Annotated in this window: 22 protein-coding genes; 17 read left to right on the top strand and 5 right to left on the bottom strand. The window is 71.1% G+C overall.

Annotated features, from left to right (window positions below; translation table 11 throughout):
- The first annotated feature begins 9 nt into the window (after positions 1-9).
- The 12 genes from ACZ5J1_RS10275 to ACZ5J1_RS10220 all read left to right on the top strand — a co-directional run bounded on the left by ACZ5J1_RS10275 (position 10) and on the right by ACZ5J1_RS10220 (position 15591).
- A complete protein-coding gene (locus ACZ5J1_RS10275; protein WP_464558398.1) occupies positions 10-1323 on the top strand; it encodes an SWIM zinc finger family protein in 1314 nt (437 codons plus the stop codon).
- A complete protein-coding gene (locus tag ACZ5J1_RS10270) occupies positions 1320-2789 on the top strand; it encodes a DUF5691 domain-containing protein (protein ID WP_464558396.1) in 1470 nt (489 codons plus the stop codon). The genes ACZ5J1_RS10275 and ACZ5J1_RS10270 overlap by 4 nt, the downstream gene beginning before the upstream one ends.
- Complete coding sequence (locus ACZ5J1_RS10265) at positions 2786-3874, top strand: ATP-binding protein (protein WP_464558394.1); 1089 nt, start codon at positions 2786-2788, stop codon at positions 3872-3874. Before ACZ5J1_RS10270 ends, ACZ5J1_RS10265 begins: the two co-directional genes overlap by 4 nt.
- A 13-nt stretch (positions 3875-3887) precedes the next feature.
- On the top strand, positions 3888-6182 hold the full coding sequence (locus tag ACZ5J1_RS10260; protein ID WP_464558392.1) for a DUF5682 family protein: 2295 nt from the start codon (positions 3888-3890) through the stop codon (positions 6180-6182).
- A complete protein-coding gene (locus ACZ5J1_RS10255) occupies positions 6179-7372 on the top strand; it encodes a VWA domain-containing protein (protein WP_464558390.1) in 1194 nt (397 codons plus the stop codon). The genes ACZ5J1_RS10260 and ACZ5J1_RS10255 overlap by 4 nt, the downstream gene beginning before the upstream one ends.
- Before the next feature lie 68 nt (positions 7373-7440).
- Positions 7441-7842, top strand: a complete 402-nt coding sequence (locus ACZ5J1_RS10250; RefSeq protein ID WP_464558388.1) for a hypothetical protein — start codon at positions 7441-7443, stop codon at positions 7840-7842.
- 65 nt (positions 7843-7907) lie between these two features.
- On the top strand, positions 7908-7997 hold the full coding sequence (locus ACZ5J1_RS10245; RefSeq protein WP_464558386.1) for a potassium-transporting ATPase subunit F: 90 nt from the start codon (positions 7908-7910) through the stop codon (positions 7995-7997).
- Positions 7997-9670: a potassium-transporting ATPase subunit KdpA gene (gene kdpA, locus ACZ5J1_RS10240; protein ID WP_464558384.1), complete on the top strand. Its 1674-nt coding sequence runs from the start codon at positions 7997-7999 to the stop codon at positions 9668-9670. Before ACZ5J1_RS10245 ends, kdpA begins: the two co-directional genes overlap by 1 nt.
- Positions 9670-11826 carry a potassium-transporting ATPase subunit KdpB gene (gene kdpB, locus ACZ5J1_RS10235; protein ID WP_464558382.1) on the top strand — a complete coding sequence of 719 codons (2157 nt, stop codon included), beginning with the start codon at positions 9670-9672 and terminating at the stop codon, positions 11824-11826. Before kdpA ends, kdpB begins: the two co-directional genes overlap by 1 nt.
- Before the next feature lie 12 nt (positions 11827-11838).
- Positions 11839-12453 carry a potassium-transporting ATPase subunit KdpC gene (gene kdpC, locus ACZ5J1_RS10230; protein WP_464558380.1) on the top strand — a complete coding sequence of 205 codons (615 nt, stop codon included), beginning with the start codon at positions 11839-11841 and terminating at the stop codon, positions 12451-12453.
- A 51-nt stretch (positions 12454-12504) separates the two neighbouring features.
- On the top strand, positions 12505-14700 hold the full coding sequence (locus ACZ5J1_RS10225) for a polyprenol monophosphomannose synthase (protein ID WP_464558378.1): 2196 nt from the start codon (positions 12505-12507) through the stop codon (positions 14698-14700).
- 69 nt (positions 14701-14769) lie between these two features.
- The gene (locus tag ACZ5J1_RS10220; protein WP_464558376.1) at positions 14770-15591 is read left to right on the top strand and encodes a COG4705 family protein; all 822 of its coding nucleotides are present in this window, start codon (positions 14770-14772) and stop codon (positions 15589-15591) included.
- Here the strand turns inward: ACZ5J1_RS10220 and ACZ5J1_RS10215 are convergent.
- Genes ACZ5J1_RS10215 through ACZ5J1_RS10205 form a run of 3 tightly spaced genes read right to left on the bottom strand, consistent with a single transcriptional unit; the run spans position 15560 to position 18123 of the window.
- The gene (locus tag ACZ5J1_RS10215; protein WP_464558374.1) at positions 15560-16561 is read right to left on the bottom strand and encodes a sensor histidine kinase; all 1002 of its coding nucleotides are present in this window, start codon (positions 16559-16561) and stop codon (positions 15560-15562) included. The genes ACZ5J1_RS10220 and ACZ5J1_RS10215 overlap by 32 nt on opposite strands.
- A complete protein-coding gene (locus ACZ5J1_RS10210) occupies positions 16561-17271 on the bottom strand; it encodes a response regulator transcription factor (protein ID WP_464558372.1) in 711 nt (236 codons plus the stop codon). The genes ACZ5J1_RS10215 and ACZ5J1_RS10210 overlap by 1 nt, the downstream gene beginning before the upstream one ends.
- A gap of 45 nt (positions 17272-17316) precedes the next feature.
- Complete coding sequence (locus ACZ5J1_RS10205; protein ID WP_464558370.1) at positions 17317-18123, bottom strand: COG4705 family protein; 807 nt, start codon at positions 18121-18123, stop codon at positions 17317-17319.
- Between the two features lie 151 nt (positions 18124-18274).
- Here ACZ5J1_RS10205 and ACZ5J1_RS10200 point away from each other — a divergent pair, with 151 nt between their 5' ends.
- Genes ACZ5J1_RS10200 through ACZ5J1_RS10190 form a run of 3 tightly spaced genes read left to right on the top strand, consistent with a single transcriptional unit; the run spans position 18275 to position 21606 of the window.
- Positions 18275-19927: a SulP family inorganic anion transporter gene (locus ACZ5J1_RS10200; RefSeq protein WP_464558368.1), complete on the top strand. Its 1653-nt coding sequence runs from the start codon at positions 18275-18277 to the stop codon at positions 19925-19927.
- Entirely contained in the window at positions 19924-21315 is a 1392-nt protein-coding gene (locus ACZ5J1_RS10195; protein ID WP_464558366.1) for a PASTA domain-containing protein, read from the top strand. The genes ACZ5J1_RS10200 and ACZ5J1_RS10195 overlap by 4 nt, the downstream gene beginning before the upstream one ends.
- 9 nt (positions 21316-21324) lie before the next feature.
- A complete protein-coding gene (locus ACZ5J1_RS10190) occupies positions 21325-21606 on the top strand; it encodes a DUF4031 domain-containing protein (RefSeq protein ID WP_464558364.1) in 282 nt (93 codons plus the stop codon).
- A gap of 16 nt (positions 21607-21622) precedes the next feature.
- Here ACZ5J1_RS10190 and ACZ5J1_RS10185 read toward each other — a convergent pair whose 3' ends face one another.
- Positions 21623-22225, bottom strand: coding sequence for a TetR/AcrR family transcriptional regulator (locus ACZ5J1_RS10185; protein ID WP_464558362.1), 603 nt, complete (start codon positions 22223-22225; stop codon positions 21623-21625).
- An 83-nt stretch (positions 22226-22308) separates the two neighbouring features.
- On the opposite strand from ACZ5J1_RS10185, the gene ACZ5J1_RS10180 reads away from it, so the two are divergent.
- Together ACZ5J1_RS10180 and ACZ5J1_RS10175 are read left to right on the top strand one after the other, a co-directional pair.
- The gene (locus ACZ5J1_RS10180) at positions 22309-23553 is read left to right on the top strand and encodes a cytochrome P450 (protein ID WP_464558360.1); all 1245 of its coding nucleotides are present in this window, start codon (positions 22309-22311) and stop codon (positions 23551-23553) included.
- Positions 23554-23595: 42 nt separating this feature from the next.
- Positions 23596-24657 carry an NAD(P)H-dependent amine dehydrogenase family protein gene (locus ACZ5J1_RS10175; RefSeq protein ID WP_464558358.1) on the top strand — a complete coding sequence of 354 codons (1062 nt, stop codon included), beginning with the start codon at positions 23596-23598 and terminating at the stop codon, positions 24655-24657.
- Here ACZ5J1_RS10175 and ACZ5J1_RS10170 read toward each other — a convergent pair whose 3' ends face one another.
- Positions 24658-25536 (bottom strand): aldo/keto reductase, encoded by an 879-nt coding sequence (locus tag ACZ5J1_RS10170; protein ID WP_464558356.1) that lies wholly within the window; start codon positions 25534-25536, stop codon positions 24658-24660.
- Between the last annotated feature and the right edge of the window lie 7 nt (positions 25537-25543).

Raw genomic sequence — 25543 nt, 5'->3', positions numbered from 1 at the left:
GGACCCACCATGGCCCGATGGAATCTCGCGGCGGTCGAGAAGGCCGCACCGGACGCCGCTTCCCTGGCTGCTGCGCGCAAGCTGGCGACACCGGGGCCGTGGTCGGGAACAGGAAGCACCGACACCCTCGTGTGGGGGAAGTGCCAAGGATCCGGGAAGACGCCGTACCAGGTCAGCATCGACCTCGGCGGTCCCGCGTACCGGTGCAGCTGCCCCAGCCGGAAGTTCCCGTGCAAGCACGCGCTGGCGCTCCTGCTGCTGTGGGTCCACGGTGACGGCACCGTGGCGGATGCGGCCGAACCGGCCGACTTCGCCGGAGAGTGGGCGAGCCAGCGCAGCGAGCGGGCCGAGAAGTCGATGTCCCGGGACACGGCGCCTGTCGACCCGGAGGCGCGGGCGCGACGCCAGGCTGAGCGCTGGGAGACCATGACCGCCGGCATGGCCGACTTCGGGTTGTGGCTGGCCGACCTGGTCCGGGCTGGGAGCGTCGCGGCACGGCGGCAGCCGTGGTCGTGGTGGGACACGGCAGCGGCTCGGCTCGTCGATGCGCAGCTGCCGGGACTGGCTGAGCGGGTGCGCGACATGGGCTCCACCGTGAACCGTCACGAGGACTGGGCCGACCTCCTGCTGACCGACGTCGGGCGGTGGTGGTCCGCCGTCCAGGCGTGGCAGCGGTGGGCGGATCTCGACGAGCCCAGCCGTGCGGACCTCCGCACCTACGTCGGGTGGTCCCAGGCGAGCGACGACGTCCGCGCCGGAGAGACCGTCACGGACGCCTGGGTGGTGCTCGGTGCCCACCGCAGCGAGGACGGCCGGATCCAGCAGCAGCGGACCTGGTTGCGCGGTGAACGGTCGGGCGAGGTCGTTCAGCTGCTGGACTTCGCCGTCGGAGGTGGCCCCCTTCCGCTTCCCCATCTCGCCGGCTCCGTGCTCGAAGCCACGATCGCCCTCTATCCCGGTTCCCGCCCACGGCGCGCGCTGGTCGTGGGGGAGGTCGCCGTTCGCGCCGGCCGGGCGCCTGCGCTGGCCGGAGGCACGGTGGCCGAATCGCTCAACGACCTGGCCGACAGCCTGGGCGCCAACCCGTGGGGTGGACGGGTCGCCGCGGTGCTCGCCGACGCAGCCCTGCTCCCACTGCCGGACGGGGCGGGCGTGCAGGTCGTCGACCGCGACGGCGACGCGTTCCCGGTCCTGGCCCCGACCGTTCCGTGGGGCGCTCTCGCGCTCACCGGCGGCCGACCCACGTTGCTGGTCGGCGAGCTGGAGCCGTCCGGATTCCGACTGCTCAGTGTCTCGGCCGCCGACGGTCTGGTGGCCGTGTGAACGGCGAGATCGCAGCCTGGTGGGAGGACCTGTCCGCCGCCGCGCTGCTCGGCACCGCGCGGCGGCACCTGCCGCCCTCGCCCAGCATCTTCGGTCCCGCTCGCGACGGTGCCTCACGCGAGGTGGCGTTGTTGGACGCGGCCGCACTCGGCTCGGCCGCGCGACGTGCGGGGGTGCGCACCGGCGCGCCGCAGGGAGCTGTCGCGGCCGAGGCCGACACCCAGCCGCTGGCCCCGCCTCGCGCCGTGCAGCTGCTCGAGCTCATGCTCCACCAGTCGCCCGTCGGGCCGACCCTGGCCGTACCGCTGGTCGGGTCGTGGCTCGACGCCGCCACCGCACGTGGACTCCGCGCCCCGCACCACCTGCTGCCCGAGCTTCTCGACCTGGCCACCCAGCACGCCTCGTTGCGCGCCGGAACGCTGAGCGTCGGCGACGCACGGGCCGCCTGGCTCGTCGGGATCAACCCCACGTGGGCCTGGCACGAGGGCACCACCGCGTCGGCCGATCCGACGCCGAACGCGGACGCCCTGAGCTGGGCGCGTCAGCCGCGCGAGCGTCGTACGTCGATCCTGACCCGGGTGCGCGGCGTCGACCCCGAGGCGGGCCGGGAGCTCGTCCTCTCGACCTGGGACACCGATCCGGCGGCGGATCGCGCAGCGCTCCTGGCCGCGCTCCGCGCCGGCCTCGGACCCGACGACGAACCGCTGCTCGAGCAGGCGCTCGACGACCGTTCAGGGAAGGTTCGGGAGGTCGCCGCCGAGCTCCTCGACGCCCTGCCCGGCTCCGCCCGGGCCGCCCGGCACGCCGCCAGGCTCCGGCCGCTGCTCCGAGGCAAGGGCATGCTCCGCAAGAGCCTCGAGGTGGAGCTGCCCGTGGAGCCCGACGACGCCGGGGTCCGCGACGGGCTGATCACGCCGAAGCGGGTCGGGTCCGTGCGTGGATGGTGGCTCCAACGGCTCGCGGCCGGTTCGCCGCTCGAGGTGTGGACCGAGGCGACGGGTACGGACGCCGCCTCGACCTGGCGGATGGTGACCCAGCCCGACGCCCGTGCCGGGATCGTGGACGCCGTCCTCGCTCGCCGTGACCCTCTGTGGGCGGCGGCGATCGTCAACGACGTCTGGCACCCGCGACTCCTGGCGCTGCTGGCGCGCCCGGACGTCGAAGCTGCGGCCGGGAGACAGCTCAGGAGCGCGAGCGTGGATCAGGTGGTCGCCCTCGTCGATGCCGTCCCGGCACCCTGGGGCCCGTCGTTCAGTCGCGTGCTCGTGGACCGTCTGGCGGCCGAGAAGACGCCCGACCACCTGATCAGCCAGCTCGCCGTCCTGCTCGCCACCGGCCTCGACCCGACGGTCCGTCCCACCCTGGAGAAGTGGCGCGACCGACTCGAGGGCACGCCTCGCAGCCATCTCTCCCGCATCTGTCAGTACCTCGTCCTCGTCCCCGAGATCCCGGAGGCCTTCGCATGACCGACGCTCCCACCGATGTGCTCCGCGCCCATGCGGAGGACGAGTACGCCGCCGAGCTGGCCGCGCTCGCCGAGGTCGACGACCGACCTCGGCCTCCGCGGTGGAAGCTGTCGCCGTGGGCGGTGACGACGTACCTCCTCGGAGGCGAGGCGGGCGGCACGACCATCACGCCGAAGTACCTCGGCTCGCGACGACTCCTCGAGATCGCGGTCGCCTCGCTGGCGACGGATCGCGCCCTGCTCCTGCTCGGCGTGCCGGGCACGGCCAAGACCTGGGTCAGCGAGCACCTCGCCGCAGCGATCAGCGGCGACTCGACCCTCGTCGTCCAAGGCACGGCCGGCACGCCGGAGGAGTCGCTGCGCTACGGATGGAACTACGCGCGGCTGCTCGCCGAAGGTCCGACGCGCGAGGCCGTCGTGCCGAGCCCTGTGCTGCGAGCGATGCAGACGGGGGCGATCGTCCGGATCGAGGAGCTGACCCGGATCCCCGCCGAGGTGCAGGACGCGCTGATCTCGATCCTGTCGGAGAAGGCCCTGCCGATCCCCGAGCTCGACGACGAGGTGCAGGCCCTCCAGGGCTTCAACGTGATCGCGACGGCCAACAACCGGGACAAGGGCGTCAACGACCTGTCGTCGGCGCTGCGACGCCGGTTCAACACCCTGGTCCTGCCACTGCCGGACACCTTGGAGCAGGAGGTCGAGATCGTCCGCACGCGGGTCGCCGCGATCGGCAAGTCCCTGCAGCTTCCTCCCGAGGTCGAGGCGCTGTCGGAGATCGAACGGGTCGTCACCATCTTCCGCGAGCTGCGGTCCGGCACGACGCTCAACCAGCGGACCACCGTCAAGCAGCCGAGCGCGACCTTGTCGACGGCCGAGGCGATCTCGGTGATGACCAACGGGCTCGCACTGGCCGCGCACTTCGGGGACGGTCGGATCCGCGCGGACGACGTCGCGGCGTCGCTGACCGGCGCCGTGATCAAGGACCCGGTCCAGGACCGGATCGTGTGGCAGGAGTACCTCGAGACGGTCGTCAAGGACCGCGCCGAGTGGACCGACCTCTATCGCGCGTGCCGAGAGCTCGGCTGAGCCTGCCCTCACCATGACGGTCATCGAAGTCCTCGGCATCCGCCACCACGGTCCCGGTTCAGCCCGGTCCGTGGTGGCGGCGTTGACCGAGCTCGAGCCCGACCTGGTGGTCATCGAGGGCCCGCCCGAGCTCGACGGACTGCTCGACCTGGCCGCCCACGCCGACCTGGTGCCGCCGGTCGCCGGGCTGGCGTACGCCGTCGACGCGCCCCGTCGTGCCTCCTTCTACCCGTTCGCGCTCTTCTCCCCGGAGTGGGTGGCGATGCGGTGGGCCCTGCAGCGGGGGATCGAGGTCCGCTTCGCCGACCTCCCCGCGATCCACGCCCTGGCGGACCCTCCGGACGTGGCCGACGACGAGGCTGATCTCGAGGTTGACGACGCACCGACGCGGTCGGACCCGATCGGCACCCTGGCCGCTGCGGCGGGGTACGACGACCCCGAGCGGTGGTGGGAGGACGCGGTCGAGCACCGCTCGACGTCGAGTCTCGAGCGGTTCGCGATGATCCGTGAGGCGATGGCGGAGGTGCGCGCGACCGACGGATGGGGCGACCGCGACGAGGAGAACCAACGACGCGAGGCAGCGATGCGCCGGGTGATCCGGGCGTCGATCAAGGAGGGCAAGGAACGGGTCGGGGTCGTCTGCGGTGCCTACCACGCGCCCGCGCTCCACCCGGACAGGTTCCCGCCGGCGACCCACGACAACCGGTTGCTCGCCAAGCTCCCCAAGACGAAGGTGGCGGTCACGTGGGCGCCGTGGACCGCCGACCGGCTGGCGGTCGCCAGCGGGTACGGCGCCGGAGTGACCTCCCCCGGGTGGTACCAGCACCTGTTCGAGACCTGGCAGGCCGACGAGACCGCCCGCGAGGCCGGTACCGAGGGAGGTGGCTCCGACCTGGTCGTCGCCAGCTGGCTGAGCCGGGTCGCGCGGGCACTGCGCGACGAGGAGCTGCCGGCGGCACCGGCCACCGTGGTGGAGGCAGCCCGGCTCGCCGAGGCCCTCGCCGCCGTCCGGGGCCGACCCTCGGTCGGGCTCGCTGAGCTGAACGACGCCACGGAGTCCGTGCTGTGCGAGGGCTCCGACCTCCCGCTGCGGCTGGTGCACCGACGACTCGTGGTGGGGGAGCAGCTCGGGTCGGTGCCGGCCGGCACGCCGATGGTGCCGCTGGCCCGCGATCTCGAGCGTCTCCAGCGGTCGGTGCGGCTCAAGCCCTCGGCGTCCGAGAGCACGCTCGTCCTCGATCTGCGCAAGGACTCCCAGCGCGAGCGGTCGTTGCTCCTGCACCGGCTGCGGCTGCTCGGCATCCCGTGGGGCACCCCGACAGACGCTGGACGCAGCACCGGGACGTTCAAGGAGGGCTGGACGCTGCTGTGGCAGCCCGAGTTCGCCGTCGCGTTGATCGAGGCGGGCCTCCATGGCACCACCGTGCTCGGGGCAGCGACGGCGCTCGTCGCCGAGCGGGCCAGCGACGCTGCCGACCTCGCGGCCCTGGGCGACCTGGTGGAGCAGTGCTTCGTGGCCGACCTGCCCGACGCCCTGGACAGCGTGGTCGCCGCCCTGGCCGCGCAGACGACCCAGCAGCACGACGTGATCGCCCTCCTCGAGACGATCGAACCCCTGGCACGCACCCGCCGCTACGGCGACGTCCGCGGCTCGGACACCTCCGCGGTGGCCGAGGTTCTCGACACCGTCGTCATTCGGGCCTCGGTCGACCTGCGCCCGGGCTGTGCGTCCCTCGACGACGGGGCTGCGGCGCGGATGCGCCAGGCGATCGACTCCGCCCAGCGCGGGATCAGCCTCGTCGAGACCGAGCCGACGGTGTGGCAGGAGGCCTTGAAGCTGGTCGCCACCGACGATGCCGTGCACGGCCTGGTCTCCGGCCGGGTGAACCGGATCCTGCTCGACCTCGGTGCCCTGTCCAGCGAGGAGGTCGCCCACCGTCTGAGCCGCCGGCTCTCGGTGGGGGCCGCTCCTGTCGCCGGTGCTGCGTGGTTGGAGGGCTTCCTCGACGGCGAGGTCGTCCTGCTGCTGCACGACCACGAGCTGCTCCGGATCATCGACGACTGGGTGAGCTCGGTCGACGAGACCACCTTCGAGGATCTGCTGCCCCTCCTCCGTCGGACGTTCTCCCGTTTCGTCCCGGCGGAGCGACGTTCGCTCGGCTCGCGTCTCCGGCACCGTGACGACGGCCGCACCACCGGCGGCGGTGCCCCCGACGCCGACCTCGACTGGGAGCGGGCGTTGCCCGCCGTACGAAGGATGGCGCAGATGCTGGGACTGCCACCGGCCGTGGGCGTGGAGGACGGATGAGCGAGGTGACCAGGGACCGGCTGACCCGCTGGCGCCTCGTGCTCGGCGGCAAGGACGCCGACGGGATCGGCGGGCCGGGGGTCGGTGGCGACGGCAGCGGGCTCTCGCTGACGGACGCGGACGCCGAACGTGACAAGGCGCTCGCGGAGCTCTACGACGGCAGCCGCCAGGGCGGGTTGGGGCGCAGCGCGCCGCGAGTGGCCCGGTGGCTCGGCGACATCCGCACGTACTTCCCCTCCTCGGTGGTGCAGGTCATGCAGGCCGATGCGATGGAGCGGCTCGGCCTCCACCAGCTGCTGCTCGAGCCCGAGCTGATGGAGTCCGTGCAGCCCGATCTCTCGATGGTCACCACCCTGGTCGGGCTCAACGGGGTGATCCCGGAGCGCAGCAAGGCGACGGCCCGCGCGGTCGTCAAGACCGTGACCGACCAGCTCGAGGAACGCCTGCACAGCAAGACCGTCCAGAGCGTCACGGGCGCGCTGAACCGGGCCGCCAAGACCCGGCGCCCTCGGTTCGCCGACGTCGACTGGAACAGGACGATCGCCGCCAACCTCAAGCACTACCTGCCCGAGCACCGCACCGTGGTGCCCGAGCGCCTCGTGGGTCATGCCCGACGCAGCACCCAGGTGGAGCGCCACATCATCCTGTGCATCGACCAGTCCGGGTCGATGGCCGAGTCGATCGTCTACTCCAGCGTCTTCGGCGCGGTCCTCGCCTCACTCCGTTCGGTGGCGACGAAGCTGGTCGTCTTCGACACCGAGGTCGTCGACCTCACCGACGAGATGACGGACCCGGTCGACGTGCTCTTCGGCGTCCAGCTCGGCGGCGGCACCGACATCAACCGCGCCATCGCCTACTGCCAGAGCCTGGTCACCCAACCGACCGACACCGTCTTCGTCCTGATCAGCGACCTCTACGAGGGCGGCATCGCGGACGAGATGCTGCGCCGTGCCGCGGAGATCGTCACCTCCGGCGCCACCATGATCGCCCTGCTCGCGCTCAGCGACTCCGGCACTCCCTCGTACGACGCCGAGCACGCCGCTGCGCTCGCCGCGATCGGCGTCCCGTCCTTCGCCTGCACGCCCGACCTGTTCCCCGACCTGATGGCGGCGGCGATCGAGCGCCGCGACATCTCGGCGTGGGCGGCGGCCAACGACATCGTCACCGCGCACCAGGTCGAAGGCGGCTGACTTCGGACGAGGCGCATTGAGCGACCGGTGGCGATCTGGCACGATCGGCTCGAGCGAACGGAGACGCGATGTCCAAGAAGCACCGCAAGAAGCTTGACCGCCAGGTGAAGAAGCTGGCCAAGAAGGTTCGCAAGCTGGAGACGCGGATCGACAAGGCCGAAGCATCAGCCGCCGCCTGGAAGGCCGAGGCGAAGAAGCGCAAGGCCAAGCTCAAGCAGTGGAAGGCCGAAGCGCTCCCGCTGGAACCCGACGCCCCGCAGCTCGAGGACGATGTCGACGAGCCGACTCTCGACGAGCAGCCCGAGGAGCAGCCTGAGGAGCAGCCTGAGGAGCTGCCGGCCCAGGCGGTTCCGTCGGGGCCGGACGAGTCCTGGACCGTGGCACAGCTGCGGATCGCTGCGCGCGAGCGGGGTGTTCCTGGAGCCTCACGGCTGAACAAGTCCGAGCTCCTCAGCGCCCTCGCCACCTGAGCCACCGCGGCCGCCCGTCCCCGACCAACTAGGGTCCTCCTCGAACCATGGAAGGAGGGTGGAGCGTGGGCTTGCTCGATTGGATCGCAGCGATCATCGGGATCGCGGTGGTCGGCTACCTGCTGGTCGCCCTCGTCCACCCTGAGTGGTTCTGATGGTCTGGTGGCAGGCCACCGCCGCCGTGCTGGCGGTCGCGATTCCGATCGCGTTGCTCTACCGGCCCCTGGGCGACTACATGGCGTGGGTCTTCACCACGCCGAAGCACTCCCGGGTGGAGCGCCTGATCTACCGCGCTGCCGGGATCGATGCCGACGAGGAGCAGCGCTGGACGTCGTACCTGCGCTCGATCCTGGCCTTCTCCGTCGTCGGGCTGGTCATCCTCTACGCGCTCCAGCGGCTGCAGCCGTGGCTGCCGTTCTCGCTCGGTCTGGACGCGGTCGAGCGGACGTTGGCGTTCAACACGGCCGTCTCCTTCGTGGCCAACACCAACTGGCAGGCCTACTCGCCCGAAGCCACCATGGGCTACACGGTCCAGATGGCCGGGCTGGCGGTGCAGATGTTCGTCAGCGCCGCGGTCGGGATGGGCGTCGCGATGGCGCTGGTCCGGGGGATCGCGTCACGACAGGGGCAGTCGGTCGGCAACTTCTGGGTCGATCTCGTCCGCGCCAACCTGCGGATCCTGCTGCCGCTGTCGGTCGTGATCGCCTTCGTCCTGCTCGCCGCCGGGGTGGTGCAGAACTTCGCCGGCTTCACCGACGTCACGACCCTCAGCGGTGGGAGCCAGTCCATCCCGGGTGGTCCGGTCGCCTCGCAGGAGGCGATCAAGATGCTCGGCACCAACGGCGGCGGCTTCTACAACGCCAACTCCGCGCACCCGTTCGAGAACCCGGCGCCCTGGACCAACGCGTTCCAGGTCTTCCTGCTGCTCGTGATCCCGTTCGCGTTGCCCCGCACGTACGGCCGGATGGTGGGGGACCAGCGCTACGGCTACGTGCTGGTCGGCACGATGGCGGTCCTCTTCCTCCTCTTCTACGCCTTCCTCACCTGGGCCGAGGCGACGGGACACGGCACGGCACCGGAGCTGGCCGGTGCTGCCCTGGAGGGCAAGGAGCAGCGGTTCGGGGTGGTCGGCTCCACCCTGTTCGGGGCAGCGACGACCGGGACCTCGGGCGGCGCGGCGAACTCGATGCACGGGTCCTACACCGCGATGGGCGGGATGGTGCTGATCCTCAACATGCTGCTCGGCGAGGTCTCGCCGGGCGGGGTCGGCGCCGGTCTGTACGCGATCCTGGTGCTGGTCGTCATCACCGTCTTCCTCACCGGCCTGCTGCTGGGCCGGACCCCGCTGCTGCTCGGGAAGAAGGTCGGGGTCACCGAGGTCAAGCTGGTCAGCGCGTTCATCCTCGTGATGCCGACCCTCGCGCTGTCCGGGATGGCACTCACGCTCTCGATCCCGTCGATCCGGGAGGAGGTGCTGTCGGTCAGCACCAGCAACGACGGTGCACGCGGCCTCTCCGAGGTGATGTACGCCTTCATCTCGACCGCGGTCAACAACGGCTCGGCCTTCGCCGGGCTCAACGCCAACACTCCCTGGCTGAACGTCCTGTTCGGGATCATCATCGGCCTCGGCCGCTTCATCCCGATCACCCTCGTCCTGGCACTGGCCGGTTCGTTCGCCCGCCAGGACCGGGCCCGTCAGACGGCCGTCGAGCTCCCCGTCCACCGGCCGCAGTTCGGTCTCATGATCATCGGCTTCGTGCTCGTGATCGCGCTGCCGATGTTCCTGCCCTTCCTGATGCTCGGGCCGCTCGCCGAGGGGCTGGGCTGATGAGCACGGCGATGGCTGAGCAGCCGGCACCGGCGAGCGGTCGGGAGCGCGGACCCTTCGGAGCGCGCCTCGACAGCGCCGGCGCCGTCCTCCTGCTCGCCCTCCGGAAGTCCGACCCGCGCACCCTGTGGCGCAACCCGGTGATCTTCCTGGTCCTGATCGGGGCCATCCTGACCACGGCGGTGGCGATCACCGACGTCGCCTCGGGCGGTGCCGAGCCGTCCGGAGGCACCGACTTCCCGCCCGGATTCAACTGGGCGCTGGCGTTCTGGCTCTGGCTCACGCTGCTGACCGCCAACATCGCCGAGGCGCTCGCCGAGGGCCGAGGCCGCTCCGAGACCGCGGCGCTGCGTGCTCGCCGCGAGGGTACGACGGCGCACCGGGTGCGTTCCTACGACCCGGCCGCCGACCCGGAGGCACTCGCGGCTCAGATCGAGGACGTGGACTCGGCCGACCTGCGTCCCGGGGACATCGTCGTCGTGGCCGCCGACGAGATCGTGCCCACCGACGGTGAGGTCGTCTGGGGATCGGCGTCCTTGGACGAGTCCGAGACGACCGGCGTCGCGGGTGCGGTGATCCGGTCGACCGGCGGCGACCGGAGCGCGGTCACCGGCGCGACCACGGTGCTCACCGACCGCATCGTCGTCCGGGTCACCGCCCGCCAGGGCGCGACCGTCGTCGACACGATGATCGACCTCGCCGAGGGGCGGGTCCGGCAGAAGTCGCCGACGGAGCTGGCACTGTTCGCGCTGCTCGCCTCGTTCACGCTCTCGTTCGTCCTGATCGCGCTCACCCTCAACGTGGTGGCCACGACGGTGGCGCCGGCGCTCACCCTGCCGGTGCTGATCACGATCGTCGTCTGCCTCATCCCCGCCGAGATCGCGGCGCTGCTCTCGGTGACCGGCCTGGCCGGGATGTACCAGCTCCTCGAGCGCAACGTGCTGGTCGACTCGAGTCACGCCCTCGACACCGCGGGCGCCATCACCACCGTCGTCCTGGACAAGACCGGCACCATCACCGAGGGCGACCGCCAGGCCACCGACTTCGTCACCATGGCCAGTGCGAGCCAGGCCGAGCTCACCCGTGCCGCGGTGCTGGCCTCGCTCGACGACCCCAGCCCCGAGGGCATCTCGACGGTCGCCCTGGCAGCCGGTCGAGGATTCACCGCGCCTGACCTCGACGTCGAGGGCCGGGTGCCCGTGCCGTTCAGTGCGCAGACACGGATCTCGGGCTGCGACCTCCCCGACGGGACGCAGATCCGGAAGGGCGGCGAGGCCGCGATCCTCGAGTGGATCGCCCCGCCCGAGCGTGCACTCCCGCAGTCGGTGGTCGACCACCTGCACAGCCGGACCGAGTCGATCGCGCGGGCCGGTGGCACTCCGATGGTGGTCGCGACCAAGCCCGCCGTCGGGCCACCGCGGCTGGTGGGGGTGGTCGACTTCACCGACGTCATCCGGAGCAGCGTCCGCACCCGGATCGGCCGCGTCCGCGCCCACGGGATCCGGGTCCTCATGGTCACGGGGGACAACTCGACCACCGCCGATGCGATCGCCAAGCAGGTCGGGGTGACCGCCTGCCAGGGCGACGCCTCGGCGACCGACAAGCTCGAGGTGGTGAGGAAGGCGCAGGAGGAGGGCCACTTCGTCGCGATGGGCGGGGACGGCACCAACGACGCCGCGGCCCTGGCCCAGGCCGACATCGGAGTGGCGATGAACTCCTCGACGGCAGCGGCCAAGTCGGCGGCGAACATGGTGATCCTCGACGACGACCCGACCAAGATCCTCGACATCGTCGAGATCGGGCGACGCCAGATGGCGACCCGCGGGGCGTTGGTCACCTTCAACCTGGCCAACGACCTGGTCCGCTACTTCACCCTGTTCCCCGCGCTCTTCGTCGGAGCGTTCCCGGGCCTGGACGCGCTCAACCTCCTGCGCCTGCACTCGCCGGCCTCGGCGATCCTGTCCACCGTCATCTTCGGCGTCGTCGTGATCGGGATCCTGATCCCGCTCGCTCTGGCCGGGGTGCCGTACCGCACCGTCGATCTCAGCCGCGCGCTCGGGCGCAACCTGCTCTTCTACGGCGTCGGCGGCATCGTCGTGGCCGCCGTGGTGATCAAGCTGATCGACCTGATCGTCTCCCTGTTCCCGGGCTACTGAGGTGATCCACTGATGAGCAACGCCACCTCGACCCTCCGCTCCCTCGGCATCGCCGCGCGCCTGATGCTGATCCTCACCGTCGTCCTCGGCGTGCTCTACCCGCTGTTCGTGACGGGCGTCGGCCAGCTCACCCTGGGTTCCCGGGCTGACGGCTCGCTGGTGCGCGACCGCTCGGGGGAGGTGGTCGGATCGACGCTGATCGGCCAGTCGTTCACCGACGCCGCGGGACAGCCGCTGGCGCAGTACTTCCAGCCCCGCCCCTCGGCTGCGGGCAGCGGCTACGACGCCAGCGCCTCCGGCGGCTCCAACCTCGGTCCCGAGAGCGCCGAGCTGATCGACGCCATCGAGACCCGCCAGCGGGAGGTCGCCGCGTTCAACGGCGTCCCCGAGAGCGCCGTGCCCCCGGACGCGGTCACCGCCTCGGCCTCCGGCCTCGACCCCGACATCAGCCCCGCCTACGCGCGGATCCAGGTCGAACGGGTGGCGCGCGAGCGGGGCCTGGACGTCGGCGAGGTCCGTCGGCTGCTCGCCGCTCACACCCAGGGGCGCGACGCCGGAGTCCTGGGGGAGCCCCGGGTGAACGTGCTCGAGCTCAATCTCGCACTCGACGAGATCGACCAGCACTGACCCAGCATCCGGTCAGGTTGTCGCCAGGATCGGCTGCCTAGCGTCCTGGACATGCCAGGGCAGCATCCGTCGCGGGTTCTCGCGGTCGTGCCGACGTACAACGAGGCCTCGAACATCCTCGACCTGATCACGCGGGTGCGAGCGGCGGTGACGGGGGTGCACGTCCTCGTCGTCGACGACGACAGCCCGGACGGCACCGGTGACCTGGTGCGTGCTCACCCGGCGTTCGGCGCCGAGGTCCACCTGCTCGTCCGGACCGGGCCACGCGGCCTGGGGAACGCCTACCGGGACGGCTACGCGTGGGCGGCCGAGCACGGCTATGCGGTCGTGCTGCAGCTCGACGCCGACCTCTCCCACCCGCCCGAGAGCCTCCCGGACCTGATCGCGGCACTGGACGAGGCCGACATCGCCGTCGGCTCGCGCTACGTGCCGGGAGGTCGCACCGAGGGATGGCCGCTCAAGCGGCGTCTCATCTCCCGCGGCGCGGGCCTCTACGCCCGGACGATGCTCGGCCTCGCGACCCACGATCCGACCTCCGGTTTCAAGGCCTACCGGATCGGCGCGCTCGCGACGATCGAGGTGAGTACGACCGCCACCACCGGGTACGGCTTCCAGGTGGAGTGCATCTGGCGGGCGACGCGGAGGGGACTGCGGATCCTCGAGGTGCCGATCGTCTTCACCGATCGGGTCGCCGGCTCGTCGAAGATGACCCTGGGAGTGGCGCTCGAAGCGGCTCGGAGGATCCTGCGCTGGCGTCTCGGCGAGGTCCGCCATCCGGCGTCGATCATGATCGGTCTGGCGGTGCTGGCCACCTTCGCCGTGCACCTGCTCTACGTGGGCGGGCCGTTGCTGCCGGACGAAGGTGGGTTCGCCATGGTCGCCCGCTGGTGGAGTGGCGGGGGAGGTCATCTGTACGGCGCCCAATGGGTCGATCGCCCGCCCGGCCTGATCGCGGTCTTCTGGCTCGCCAACCACATCGGGCTCGACGGCGTCCGCCTGGTCGCGGCGATCCTCGCCAGCGCCTTCGTCGCAGCAGCCGCCTGGGCCGGCTGGGCGGTGCGCGGAACCGCGGCGGCCTCGTGGGCCGCCTGGGCCGCCTTCTTCCTGATCAGCACGCCCCTGACTGGCGCGTTCGCGCTCAACGGTGAGCTGATCGCTGCGGCCTGGACGATGCTGTCGATCGCTGCCGTGATCCATGCCGTTCGACGGACCGACTCCGGCCCCCGAGCCAGCCTGTTGGGCGCGATCGCCGGCGCCGCCGCCTCGATGGCGGTGCTGACCAAGCAGAACTTCCTGGATGCCGCAGCGTTCCTGGTGGTCTTCTGCATCGCTGAGGCGGTCGTGGTGCGATCGCGGCGCCGCCGGCTCGTCCGGGTCGGGGGCGCGGCCCTGGTCGGAGCCCTCGTGCCAGTGGGACTGGTCGCTGCCTGGACTCTGGCTCACGGCACGCTGGAGGGTCTGATCTACGCGTTGTACGGCTTCCGGGTCGACGCCTCGCGGGTGATCGCCTCGTGGTCGCACGCCGCCCCCGATCGGCGGATGTGGCAGCTGGTCCAGATCGCCGTGGGGAGCGGGATCGCTGCGTTGGCGGTCTCGCTCGTGGTCGCGGGCCGTCGGTCGGCGACGGTCCGGTCCCCGCTGTTCCTGGCGTGCGCTGCGGCCGCGACCATCGAGCTCTCCGGGGTGGTGCTGGGCGGGAACTACTGGCCGCACTACCTGATCGGACTCGCACCGACACTGAGCCTGGCGGCCGGTGTCCTGGCCGTCCAGGGAGGTGGTGATCCGACCCGGGTGGTCCGTGCCCTCGTCATCGTCCCGGTCGTCGTCACGCTGGGCATCTCGCCAGCGGTGGCGCAGCAGGTCACGGCGGAGAGCACCGTCCGGACCACCGCACGCTGGCTCGCCTCCGCCGCAGCCTCCGGCGATACCGTGACGGTTCTCTACAGCCACGCCAACCTGATCGAGGAGTCAGGCCTCCGGCCGGCGTACCCCTATGCCTGGAGCCTGCCGATCCGAACCCTCGATCCCGACCTGGCCCTGATGGAACGCACCCTCGAGGACCCGCAGCGGGCACCGGACTGGGTCGTCGGCTGGGATCCGATCGACGCGTGGGGGCTCGACTCCGAGCACCGCATCGACGGTGCGCTGGCCACCCGGTACGTCGCGATCGCCACGGTCTGCGGGCACCAGGTCTGGCTGCGCCGTGGCCTCGACAGGGAGCTGCCGCCCGCGGCCTGCACGCGCTGAACGGCGTCGGTTGCGGGAGGCCTGCCGTAGTCAGGTTGCGGCCATGCGGACGCCCTTACGGTCCGGAGCATGGCCACACGACGCGTCCGGCTTCGGACCTACTCAGCCCCGAAGGTCCCCGAGGTCTTCGCACTCTTCTGGATCATCAAGCTGCTCACCACGGGCATCGGTGAGACCGCCTCGGACTTCATGGGCACCCACAGCCTCGTCATCGCCGCGCTGGTCGGCATCGGAGGCTTCGCCGCCGCGTTGACCGTTCAGGTCCGTGCCTCGAGCTATCACCCGGTCCGCTACTGGGTGACGGTCCTGATGGTCGCCGTCTTCGGCACGATGATCGCCGACGGTCCGCACGTCGCCCTGGGGACGCCGTACTACGTCGACGCGGCGCTCTACCTCGTCCTGCTCTGCGCCGTGCTGGTGTGGTGGAGACGCAGCGAGGGCACGCTGTCGGTGCACTCGATCCTCACCTCGCGGCGGGAGGCGTTCTACTGGGCGACGGTGCTGCTCACGTTCGGGCTCGGCACGGCGCTGGGTGACACCACGGCAGAGAACCTGCACCTCGGTTTCGGGTGGTCCACGGTGATCTTCGGCGTTCTGATCCTCGTCCCGCTCGCTGCCTGGCGGCTCGGTGCCAACGCAGTGGCCTGCTTCTGGGCGGCGTACTCCTTGACCCGGCCGTTGGGGGCGAGCGTCGCCGACGGACTCGCCTCCCACCACGGCGGGGGACTCGGGTTCGGCACCGGTCCGGTCACGGCGATCGGACTCGTGATCTTCGCACTGCTGGTCGCCTACCTCGCGGTCACCCACTCCGACGAGGAAGGCGCCCATGCGCGGCACGAGCTGGCGCCCGGCCTCCCGCTCAGCGGGGCCGAGCAGGCAGTCGAAGCGTGAAGGTCGCCGGCCCGCCGGGCTCGGGCAGACGGACGTCGCCGCCGAGCGAACGAGCCACGCGCCGGCTGATGCCGAGTCCGAGGCCGGTGCCTCCACTGGTGCTGCTGCCGGCCTCGAAGAGTGTGCCCGCCACCTCGCTCGAGATGCCGTCGCCGTCGTCGGTCAGGATGAAGACGACCTCGTTGCCGCGGTGAGCCACGCTCAAGGTGATCCGATGGGCGGCGTGGCGCACGGCGTTGTCCAGCATCGGGGCGAGGGCGCGGACGGTGAGGTCGGGCGGTGCCGCGACGGCCGGCAGGCCCTCATCAGCCGAGATCACGAAGTCCAGTCGCGGCGGGACGAGATCCCGCACGGCGACCACGATGTCGGCCACCTCGGCGCTGCCCCCGGCTGCTCGGCCGCGTGGTCCGTTGCGGGCAACGTCGAGCAGGGTCGTGATCGCGGCGTCCATCCGGACCGCGGCGTCGATGATCTCGGTCAGATCCCGCCGCAGCGCCGGATCGTCCGGGGCGCGCAGCGTCGCGAGCTCGGCCGAGCCGCGGATCGCGGTCAGGGGAGTGCGCAGCTCGTGGGCGAGCTCCGAGGTGAGCCGTTGCTCGTCGCGGATGGCTCGTGCGACGCGGTCGAGCAGGTGGTCCAGCGTCTGGCCGAGCTGAGCGAACTCGTTGACCGGCGCCCCGAGGTCGAACCGCCGGCCCAGATCGTGCGCGGACCACTCCTCGGCCCGCTCGGCCATCTGCTGGACCGGGTCGAGCACCCGCCGGGTGGTCGCCCAGACGACGATCCCCACCAGCACGACGGTCACCGCGGCCAGGACGACCATCGTGTAGAGCACGTGGTCCGAGGCGTAGGCCCGCTTCTCGTGCTCGGTCATCTCCAGCGTCGCCCACAGGACGACGACGACCCCGATCATGATCGCGCTGACCAGCAGCACGGTCGAGACCACCAACCGGGTCCGGAAGTTGCGCATCAGGGGGCGCTCCCCGTGCCGGATCCTGTGCCCGATCCAGCACGGAGGCGGAGGTCGAAACCGACCCCGCGGACCGCGATCAGGTCGTAGGGGGAGTCGACCTCGCGCAGCTTGCGCCGCACCCGGGCGGCGTAGGCGTCGACGGTGTTCTCCGCCACGATCGCACCGTCGGGCCAGGCCGCGGCCACGACCGCGCGACGTCGGACGACCTCGCCGGGACGCGAGGTGATCGCGGCGAGGAGACGGAACTCGGTCGGGGTGAGGCGCACCTCGAGGTCGCCGTGCCGGAGTGAGTGCCGGGCCGGATCGAGCACCACGCCGCCGGAGTCCGGCGCCGTCGCCTCACCACGGCGACGGGCCAGCACCTCGACCCGGGCGGCGAGCTCGGCCACCGCGAAGGGCTTGGCCAGGTAGTCGTCGGCGCCTGCGGCGAAGCCGGCCAGCCGGTCGTGGACCTGGTCCAACGCGGTGAGGAAGAGGATCGGGGCCGGCTGCCCGTTGCTGCGCAGCGCGAGGGCGACGTCGCGACCGTCGGCGTCGGGCAGACCGACGTCGAGCACGAGGACGTCGATGCTCAGGTCGGTGGTGAACCGCCGGAGCGCTTCGCCGCCGTCGTACGTCGTGACGACCTCGTGGCCGTAGAGCGCCAGGCCCTCGCTGACGACCCGGCGGATCGCCGGGTCGTCCTCACACAGACCGATGCGTGCCATGAGCCCATTGTGTGACGAGGACCTGACAACGACCTGACAATCCGCTCAGGCGGCGTCGACGGCCCGCGCCTCGGACTGGTCCACCTTCGTCGCGGTCAGGTACACGACCAGGCCGAGGATGGAGCTGAGGAAGACGAAGCTCGTCACCGTCGTCCCCCAGCCGCGGCCACCGTCGGCGACCGGCTGGGAGAGGAAGTCGCCGATCGAGGCACCCAACGGTCGGGTGAGGATGTAGGCGATCCAGAACGCCGCGACGGCGTTGAGGCCGAGCTTCCACCAGGCGACGGTGACGGCGGCGATCAAGGCGCCGAAGATCAGCACCGACGGTCCGTAGCCGAAGTTGAGCTGCTCGGCGAACAGGTCACCGGCCGCGGTGCCGAGCGCGAAGGTGAACAGCACCGCCAGCCAGTAGAAGCCCTCGCGGCGGGTGGTGGTGATCGTGTGGATCGACAGCGTCCGCTCGACTGCGAACCACAGCGCGAAGGTGCCGGCGAGCAGGGCCGAGAACACACCCGTCGAGACCCAGAGGGAGACGCCGAGGTGGTCGGTGAGGTTGTCGGTGATCAGGGTGCCGACCACGGAGATCAGGACGACGGAGACCCAGTAGATCGACGGGACGTAGCGCCGAGCGCGGAACTGCGCGACCAGCGCGACCGCGAGCAGCCCCGTCATCACGAGGCTGGTCGTGGTCAGTCCGAGGCCGAGGGTGTCGTTGAGGTAGTCGGCGGCGGTCTCGCCGACGGTGGTGCAGAGGATCTTGATGATCCAGAAGTAGAGCGTGACTTCCGGAACCTTGTTGAGCATCGTGCGGGCGTCGAGTCGACGGGCGTCCGAGGTGAGGGGCTGAGTCATGGATCCGAGGCTGGACGACGGTTCCTGACACGCGCCTGACACCGTCTCCGTCAGCGGGTTCCCTGCACGATCCGGTGCGCGTCGCCCATGATGGTCACCGAGCGCATGTCGACCATTGAGGAGCCCGGTGCAGATCCACGTCCCTCGACGCTTGTCCCAGGTCCGTAGCTGGGTGCGCAAGGACCTGCGCGCCGACTCCTCGGCCGGTCTGGTGCTGGGCGTGGAGAGCGTCCCGGACGGGCTCGCTGCCGGTCTGCTGGCGGGGGTCAATCCGTTGTGGGGGTTGCACGGCTACCTCTTCGGGATGGTCGGCGCGGTCGCGTTCACGGGGAGCGCGCTGATGGCGGTCCAAGCCACCAGCGCGATGTCCCTGGTGGTCGCCGACGCCGACCTCAGCCAGTACGACGACCCCGACCGTGCCCTCTTCACGCTCGCCGTCCTGACCGGGGTGCTGATGGTCATCGCCGGGATCGCACGCGGCGGTCGACTGCTGCGCTTCGTGCCGACCGCGGTCATGAACGGCTTCATCACCGCGATCGGGGTCAACATGATCCTGGGCCAGCTCAGTGACTTCACCGGCTACGAGGCGTCCGGGACCAACCGCATCACCCGGACCATCAACCTCGTGCTGCACCCGTGGCGGATCGACCCGGCCACCCTCACGGTGGGGCTGACGACGGTCGGGTTGATCCTGCTGCTGACCCGGACGCGGTTGAAGTCGTTGGGCCTGGTGCTGGCGGTCGCCCTCGCCAGCGCCGGTGCGGCGATCTTCAACGCCGCGGACTATCCGATCGAGCTGGTCCGCGATCTCGCCCACATCCCGAACTCGCTGCCCGCCCCGCAGGTGCCCGACCTCTCGCTCACCGTCAGCCTGCTGGTGCCGGCGGCGTCCTTGATGTTCGTCGGCCTCATCCAGGGCGCCGCGATCTCGATGAGCTCGCCCAATCCGGACGGGACGCGCACCGATCCCTCGTCCGACTTCCTCGGGCAGGGGGCCGGCAACGTGGTCGCCGGAGTCTTCCAGGGGATGCCCGTCGGTGGATCGATGTCGGCGACCTCGCTGGTCCGGACCGCCGGCGCCCGGTCGAGGGCGTCCTTGGTGATCGCCGGGGTGGTGATGGCCGTGGTGATCCTCTGCCTCGGCGAGGTGATCGGGCTGATCGCGATGCCGGCGCTGGCCGGCCTGCTGATCGTGATCGGCTTCAGCACGATCAAGCCGCAGCGGATCACGTCGGTGGTCCGGACCGGGGCCCTGCAGACCACGATCATGGGTGCGACCTTCGTGCTGACCCTGCTGATTCCGCTCCAGTTCGCGGTCCTGGTCGGGGTCGGACTGGCGATCGTCCTCTACGTCGCCCAGCAGTCGAACCGGCTCGTCATCCGCGGCATCGAGGTGCACGGCGAACGGCTGCGCGAGGTCGAGGCTCCCGCGACAGTGCCGGCGGGCGAGGTCGTCATCGTTCAGCCCTCGGGCGACCTCTTCTTCGCCAGCACCCCGCAGCTGCGCTCCCAGCTGCCGCAGATCACCGCGGCCAGCACCGGCTCGGTGGTGATCATCCGGTTGCGCGGCGTCGAGCACATCGGCATCGCCTCGATCGAGGTGCTCCGCGACTACGCCCGGGCGCTCGCCGACCACGGCAGTCAGCTCAAGCTCGTCCTCGGCCACGGCGAGGTCGCGGCCCGCCTCGAGGCCGAGGGCCTCCTGGCGCTCCTCGGAGAAGCGAACGTCTATCACGGCAACGAGTGGTTCGGGGACGCCGTGCTCCGGGCCCACCACGACGCGACGGCGGAGGTCGGCCGATGAAGCGGATCGTGGCGAGCGCGGCCGTGGCGCTGCTGGCCGCACTGGTCGCTGGGGGGTGCGGCAGCGACCCAGCCGCCCCCGCTGCTCTGGTCAGCACGCCCGACGGCACGGTGCCCTCCGTCTTCGCCCACACCAAGGATTCGGCGACGAAGCTGCTCCGCGACCAGGGCCTCGAGGTCCGGTTCGGCGAGAAGGACAGCTGTGAGCAGGCCGGGCGTCCGGTCGGGACCGAGCCGGCCACCGGGGCTCCGGTGGAGCAGGGCGACACGGTCACGGTGCTGCTGTCGTTCCAAGGCCCCACCACCGACTGCGTCTCGGCCTTCGACGAGTCCTGGCAGTTCGTCGACTTCGCCACCGGCCGGGGACCGGCGCCGGAGTTCGCCGACACCGTCGCGCTGTTCGTCGACGGCGAACTCACGGGGAACCTGTCCGGCGCCGAAGCCGCCCAGGGGGACTGGGGCTCCGACTCGGCGCTCGGCATCCTCACCCGGGCCACCGACCAGGTCATGCGCACCGGCGACACCTATCTGACGCCCGGGCTGGGAGAAACCCGCGGTACGCCGCCGGACACCGCGTGCGGCGTCGTCCGGCCCGCAGCGGTCGGAGATCGGGAGGCGCTCAGCGTCGCGATCGACTTCGAGGGAGAGGGGCTGTGGTCGCGGTGTCCGGCCCGGGTCGCGCTCTACCGGACCGACGGTGCGATCGACGCCGTCGTCGCCTGGACGGCGTCCTCCGGGGCCACCGAGGGCAGCACGGCACGGCCGATCCCGGACGTGGTCGGTCTGGGCCTGGCCGAGGCGCGGCACCGGGTCACGGCGGCGGGCCACACCGCGCGGGTCGAGGAGCTCGAGACCTGCCATCCCCGCCCCGGGGTGGTGGAGCAGGCGCCGACCCAGCAGGCCGTGGACGAGGACCTGGGTGACGAGCCGGGCTGGGCCGGTCCGGTGACGCTGGTAGTGGAGGTGCCGCACCGCACCCGCGACTGCGCCGGCCTCGACGCTGCGGCGGCCGGGTTCCTGCGGTTCGCCCGGGGCGGTGCCGCGCCGGCCTGGGCGCCCGAGGTGCAGCAGCTGCTCGGCTACACCCCGTGGGCCACGGTGAGTGCGGCGCGCGCCGATGACCCGGCGGCCTGGTCGTCCGTGATCGCCGCGATGGGCAGCGGCGACGTCGAGACCGGCGAGTCCGCCGACGTGACCCGCTGGCCCGACGACGAGTACTGCGAGCTGATCGACCGCGGCGGGCTCCCCAGCCACCTCGCCGACGAGCAACGGATCGTGCTCTACCCGGCCACTCTCTCCTCCTGTGAGGACGACTGGGAGGTCTGGCTCTGGATCGACGACGCGGGTCGGACCACCGCGGTCAACCTGCTGGTGCCGCGCGCTGACTAGCCTGGCCCCGTGACCATCCTGATCGACAGCCCGCAGGTGCCGTGGCGCGGACGGATGTGGTCGCACCTCGCCTCCGACGAGTCCTTCGACGAGCTGCACGCCTTCGCCACGACGATGGGGATCCCCGCGCGGGGCTTCGACGGGGACCACTACGACATCCCGGCGGAGTACTACGACGCCGCGATCGCGGCCGGTGCGGTGCCCGTGCGCAGCCGCGAGCTGGTCAGTCGACTGATCTCGTCGGGACTGCGGCGCCGCAAGCAGCGCGGATCCCGCGTCGGCTCGGCGTGAGCGCGGTGCGTCACCGTCAGCGCAGGGCCGGTGCGACCCACCGGAGCAGGTAGGCGCGCACCTGGTCGCCGCTGCGCGGCGGCACGCCCGGGTCGAGGACCAGGGACTGCAGGTTGCGCAGCAGGACCTCGACCACCTCGGCCTCGTCCTGGTCGGTGAGACCGATCGAGTCGAGGTCGACCGGGAGTCCGGCCAGCCAGTCGCGGCCGAGGGCGATCGATGACGGTGCGGTCAGCTCGGCCACCGTGCTGCTGATCCGGCCCGGGGCGACCAGCCGCTTGAGTGCCGGATCCTCACGCAGGTGCTCGTAGACGTAGGCCACGACCTCGACCACCGCATCCGCGGCATCGCCGTCGGTTCGTGCCAGGTGGTCGACCACGTGCTTGGCCACGTGGCTCTCCAGGTCGACGACGGCGTCCATCGCAGCCGCGTTGAGCAGGTCCTCGGTGGTGGGGAAGTAGCGGTACACGGTCTGCCGGGTCACGCCCAGGAGATCGGCGACCTCGGACGTGCTGGTGCTGCCCGCCTCGCTCAGCCGGTGCCGGGCGGCGGTGAGGATGCGCGCACGAGCCTCCTCGGCATCCGCCGGAGGCTGACCACCCCATCCGTGACTTCGCATCGGTTCGACCATACATTCTCGTGAAAGTGTGCATACACTCTTTCACGATTGTCTCGTCCGCTACGCCCTCACCAGGAGTACTCATGACTGCGACACTTCCCGCCGGCTTCGACTTCACCGACCCGGACACCAACCTGGCCGGGGTGCCGTACGAGGAGTTCGCCGAGCTCCGCCGCAGCCAGCCGGTCTTCTGGGTCGAGCAGCCCGAGCACGCGCGCGCCGGGATGTCCGAGGCATCGGGCTCCGGCTACTGGGCGGTGACCAAGCACGCCGACGTGCTGGAGGTCTCGAAGAACAGCAAGCTCTTCTCCAGCCGCGAGAACGGCGTCATCATCCGCAACCCGGTGACCGCGACCCGGGAGTCGATCGAGATGACGCAGGTCGTGATCATCAACCAGGACGCCCCCGAGCACACCCAGCTGCGCGCGATCATCAGCCGTGGCTTCACCCCGCGCGCGATCGGCGCCCTCGAGGAGGGGCTCGAGGAGGTCGCCCGGCGGATCGTGACCGAGGCGGTCGCCGCCGGGGAGGGGAACTTCGTCGAGCAGATCGCCTCGCAGTACCCGCTCGAGGTGATCGGCGACATGCTCGGCATCCCGGCCGAGGACCGGCAGAAGATCTTCGACTGGACCAACGAGATGACCGGGGCCGAGGACGCCGACCTGGCGCGTGCCGACAACGACCCGGCGGCCGCGGCGGCCGAGGTGCTGATGTACTCGATGGGACTCTCGGCCGACCGGAAGGCCAATCCGCGCGACGACATCGTGACCAAGCTGGTCAACGCCGACGTCGACGGTCGCGGCCTGACCGACGACGAGTTCGGCTTCTTCGTGATCGCCCTGGCCGTCGCCGGCAACGAGACCACGCGCAACGCGACCACGCACGGCATGAAGGCGTTCTTCGACCACCCCGACCAGTGGGACATCTGGGTGCGCGAGCGCCCCGACACCATGGTCGACGAGGTGATCCGTTGGTCCACCCCGGTGACCTCGTTCCAGCGCACCGCGCTCGAGGACACCGAGATCGGCGGCCAGCGGATCAAGGCGGGTCAGCGGGTCGGGCTCTTCTACGCCAGCGCCAACCACGACGAGGACGTCTTCACCGACCCCGACACGTTCGACATCCTGCGCGACGACAACCCGCACCTGGCCTTCGGTGGCCACGGCGCGCACTACTGCATCGGCGCCAACCTGGCCCGCACCGAGATCCGGTTCATCTTCAACGCCATCGCCGACCTCGCGCCCGGCATCACCCGCACGGGGCCGGAGAAGCGGCTGCGCTCGGGGTGGCTCAACGGGATCAAGGAGCTCCCGGTCTCCTACGCGTAGGTCCTTGCCAAAGCAGCCGCGGCGCGTGTTGGCTCTCGCGTCATGACTTATCGCGTCATCCAGTGGGCCACCGGCGGCGTCGGTCGCGCGGCCATCGAGTCCATCCTCCGCCACCCCGACCTCGAGCTGGTCGGGTGCTGGGTGCACAGCGCCGACAAGGCCGGCCTCGACGTCGGGGAGATCCTCGGCACCGGCGAGCCGATCGGCGTGATCGCGACCAACAGCGTCGAGGAGATCCTGGCGCTCGAGGCCGACTGCGTGCTCTACGCACCGCTGCTGCCCGACCAGGACGAGGTCGCGGCGCTCCTGCGCTCGGGCAAGAACGTCGTCACGCCGCTGGGGTGGTTCTGGCCCACCGCCAAGGACCGCGCGCGGATGGAGCCCCCGGCGCTCGAGGGAGGGGTGACGTTGCACGGCACGGGCATCGACCCCGGCGGTGTCACCGAGCAGCATCCGCTCTTCTTCTCCGGGCTCTCCTCGGCGGTCACGTTCGTCCGCGGTGAGGAGTACTCCGACATCCGGACCTACAACGCACCCGAGGTGGTGCGCGACCTGATGGGCTTCGGTGGCACGCCGGAGAAGGCCAAGGCGGGCCTGATGCTCGGACTGCTGACCGGAGGCTTCACCCAGTCGGTCCAGATGTGCCTGGACACCCTCGGGTTCGCCGAGGCCGAGATCCGTGCGAGCCACGAGGTCGCGGTCGCGACCGCACCCATCGACGGTCCGGCCGGCCGGATCGAGCCCGGGGAGGTCGCCGCCCAGAGGTTCGCCTGGGAGGCGTTCGTCGGTGAGGCCAAGGTCGTCCGGGTCGCGGTGAACTGGTTCATGGGCGATGAGCACCTCGACCCGCCGTGGACGTTCGGACCCGGGGGTGTGCGGTTCGAGGTCGAGGTCAAGGGTGACCCGGACTGCGACGTCACGATCCACGGCTGGCACCCGGCCAGCGTCGCGGCGGGCCTGGAACGCAACCCCGGCATCGTCGTCACCGCCGCGCACTGCGTGAACTCGATCCCGAACGTCTGCGCGGCCCCGCCCGGCCTGGTCACGTTCGTGGACCTGCCCCTCGTCACCGGCCGCGCACATCCCGACCTGGCGCGAGGGTGATCAGGCCTCCGGGATCTCGCGGCTGTACGTCGGCAGCGTGATCTGGTCGGGCTCGGGACCGCCACGCTTGCCGGTGTCGAGGGCGTCCAGGGAGGCGAGCTCCTCGGCGGCGAGGTCGAAGTCGAAGACGTCGATGTTCTCGGCGATGCGGGCAGGCTTCGTCGACTTCGGGATCACCGAACGACCCTGCTGCAGCCCCCAGCGCAGCATCACCTGCGCCGGCGACCGGTCGTACTTCTCCGCCAGTCCCGTGATGACCGGGTTCTCCAGCGCGCTGGTGTGACCGCTGTCGCGGTAGAAGGTGATTCCACCGATGGGGGACCAGGCCTGGGTGAGGATCCCGTGCGCCTCGTCGGCGGCCTGGACGGCCGCCTGGGTGAAGAACGGGTGCAGCTCGATCTGGTTGACCGCCGGGACGACGGTGGTCGCCGCGAGCAGCCGGTCCAGGTGGTCGACCATGAAGTTGCTGACCCCGATCGCCCGCACCTTGCCCTGCTCGAGCAGGGTCTCGAGGGCCCGGTAGGCGTCCAGGGTGCGCTCGAACTCCGCCGGGAACGGTTGGTGCAGGATCAGCAGGTCGATCTGGTCGACGCCCAGCTTCGCGGCACTCTTCTCGAAGCCGTGCAGGGTCTCGTCGTACCCGTAGTCGTTGATCCAGATCTTGGTCTCCAGGAACACCTCCGACCGGTCGATGCCCGAGTCCCGTACAGCGTCGCCGACCTCGCGCTCGTTGAGGTAGGCGGCCGCGGTGTCGATGTGGCGGTAGCCGCTCTCGAGCGCGGCCAGGACGGCGGCCCGGGTCTCGTCGGGCGGGGTCTGGAAGACGCCGAGCCCGAGGGCCGGCATGGTGACGCCGTTGTTGAGGGTGAGGGTCTGCATGGTGGGG

It is taken from the genome of Nocardioides sp. JCM 18999 (assembly GCF_055391175.1).
This window is presented reverse-complemented; position numbering and strand designations above follow the sequence as displayed.

Bases quoted from the DNA above. Each gene is read 5' to 3' on its own strand.
- ACZ5J1_RS10275 (WP_464558398.1), top strand. From the start codon at position 10: ATGGCCCGATGGAATCTCGCGGCGGTCGAGAAGGCCGCACCGGACGCC.
- ACZ5J1_RS10180 (WP_464558360.1), top strand. From the start codon at position 22,309: ATGACTGCGACACTTCCCGCCGGCTTCGACTTCACCGACCCGGACACC.
- ACZ5J1_RS10195 (WP_464558366.1), top strand. From the start codon at position 19,924: ATGAAGCGGATCGTGGCGAGCGCGGCCGTGGCGCTGCTGGCCGCACTG.
- kdpA (WP_464558384.1), top strand. From the start codon at position 7,997: ATGGTCTGGTGGCAGGCCACCGCCGCCGTGCTGGCGGTCGCGATTCCG.
- ACZ5J1_RS10210 (WP_464558372.1), bottom strand. From the start codon at position 17,271: ATGGCACGCATCGGTCTGTGTGAGGACGACCCGGCGATCCGCCGGGTC.
- ACZ5J1_RS10260 (WP_464558392.1), top strand. From the start codon at position 3,888: ATGACGGTCATCGAAGTCCTCGGCATCCGCCACCACGGTCCCGGTTCA.
- ACZ5J1_RS10215 (WP_464558374.1), bottom strand. From the start codon at position 16,561: ATGCGCAACTTCCGGACCCGGTTGGTGGTCTCGACCGTGCTGCTGGTC.
- ACZ5J1_RS10170 (WP_464558356.1), bottom strand. From the start codon at position 25,536: ATGCAGACCCTCACCCTCAACAACGGCGTCACCATGCCGGCCCTCGGG.
- ACZ5J1_RS10265 (WP_464558394.1), top strand. From the start codon at position 2,786: ATGACCGACGCTCCCACCGATGTGCTCCGCGCCCATGCGGAGGACGAG.
- ACZ5J1_RS10185 (WP_464558362.1), bottom strand. From the start codon at position 22,225: ATGCGAAGTCACGGATGGGGTGGTCAGCCTCCGGCGGATGCCGAGGAG.
- ACZ5J1_RS10220 (WP_464558376.1), top strand. From the start codon at position 14,770: ATGGCCACACGACGCGTCCGGCTTCGGACCTACTCAGCCCCGAAGGTC.
- ACZ5J1_RS10250 (WP_464558388.1), top strand. From the start codon at position 7,441: ATGTCCAAGAAGCACCGCAAGAAGCTTGACCGCCAGGTGAAGAAGCTG.
- ACZ5J1_RS10255 (WP_464558390.1), top strand. From the start codon at position 6,179: ATGAGCGAGGTGACCAGGGACCGGCTGACCCGCTGGCGCCTCGTGCTC.
- kdpC (WP_464558380.1), top strand. From the start codon at position 11,839: ATGAGCAACGCCACCTCGACCCTCCGCTCCCTCGGCATCGCCGCGCGC.
- ACZ5J1_RS10225 (WP_464558378.1), top strand. From the start codon at position 12,505: ATGCCAGGGCAGCATCCGTCGCGGGTTCTCGCGGTCGTGCCGACGTAC.
- ACZ5J1_RS10175 (WP_464558358.1), top strand. From the start codon at position 23,596: ATGACTTATCGCGTCATCCAGTGGGCCACCGGCGGCGTCGGTCGCGCG.
- ACZ5J1_RS10205 (WP_464558370.1), bottom strand. From the start codon at position 18,123: ATGACTCAGCCCCTCACCTCGGACGCCCGTCGACTCGACGCCCGCACG.
- kdpB (WP_464558382.1), top strand. From the start codon at position 9,670: ATGAGCACGGCGATGGCTGAGCAGCCGGCACCGGCGAGCGGTCGGGAG.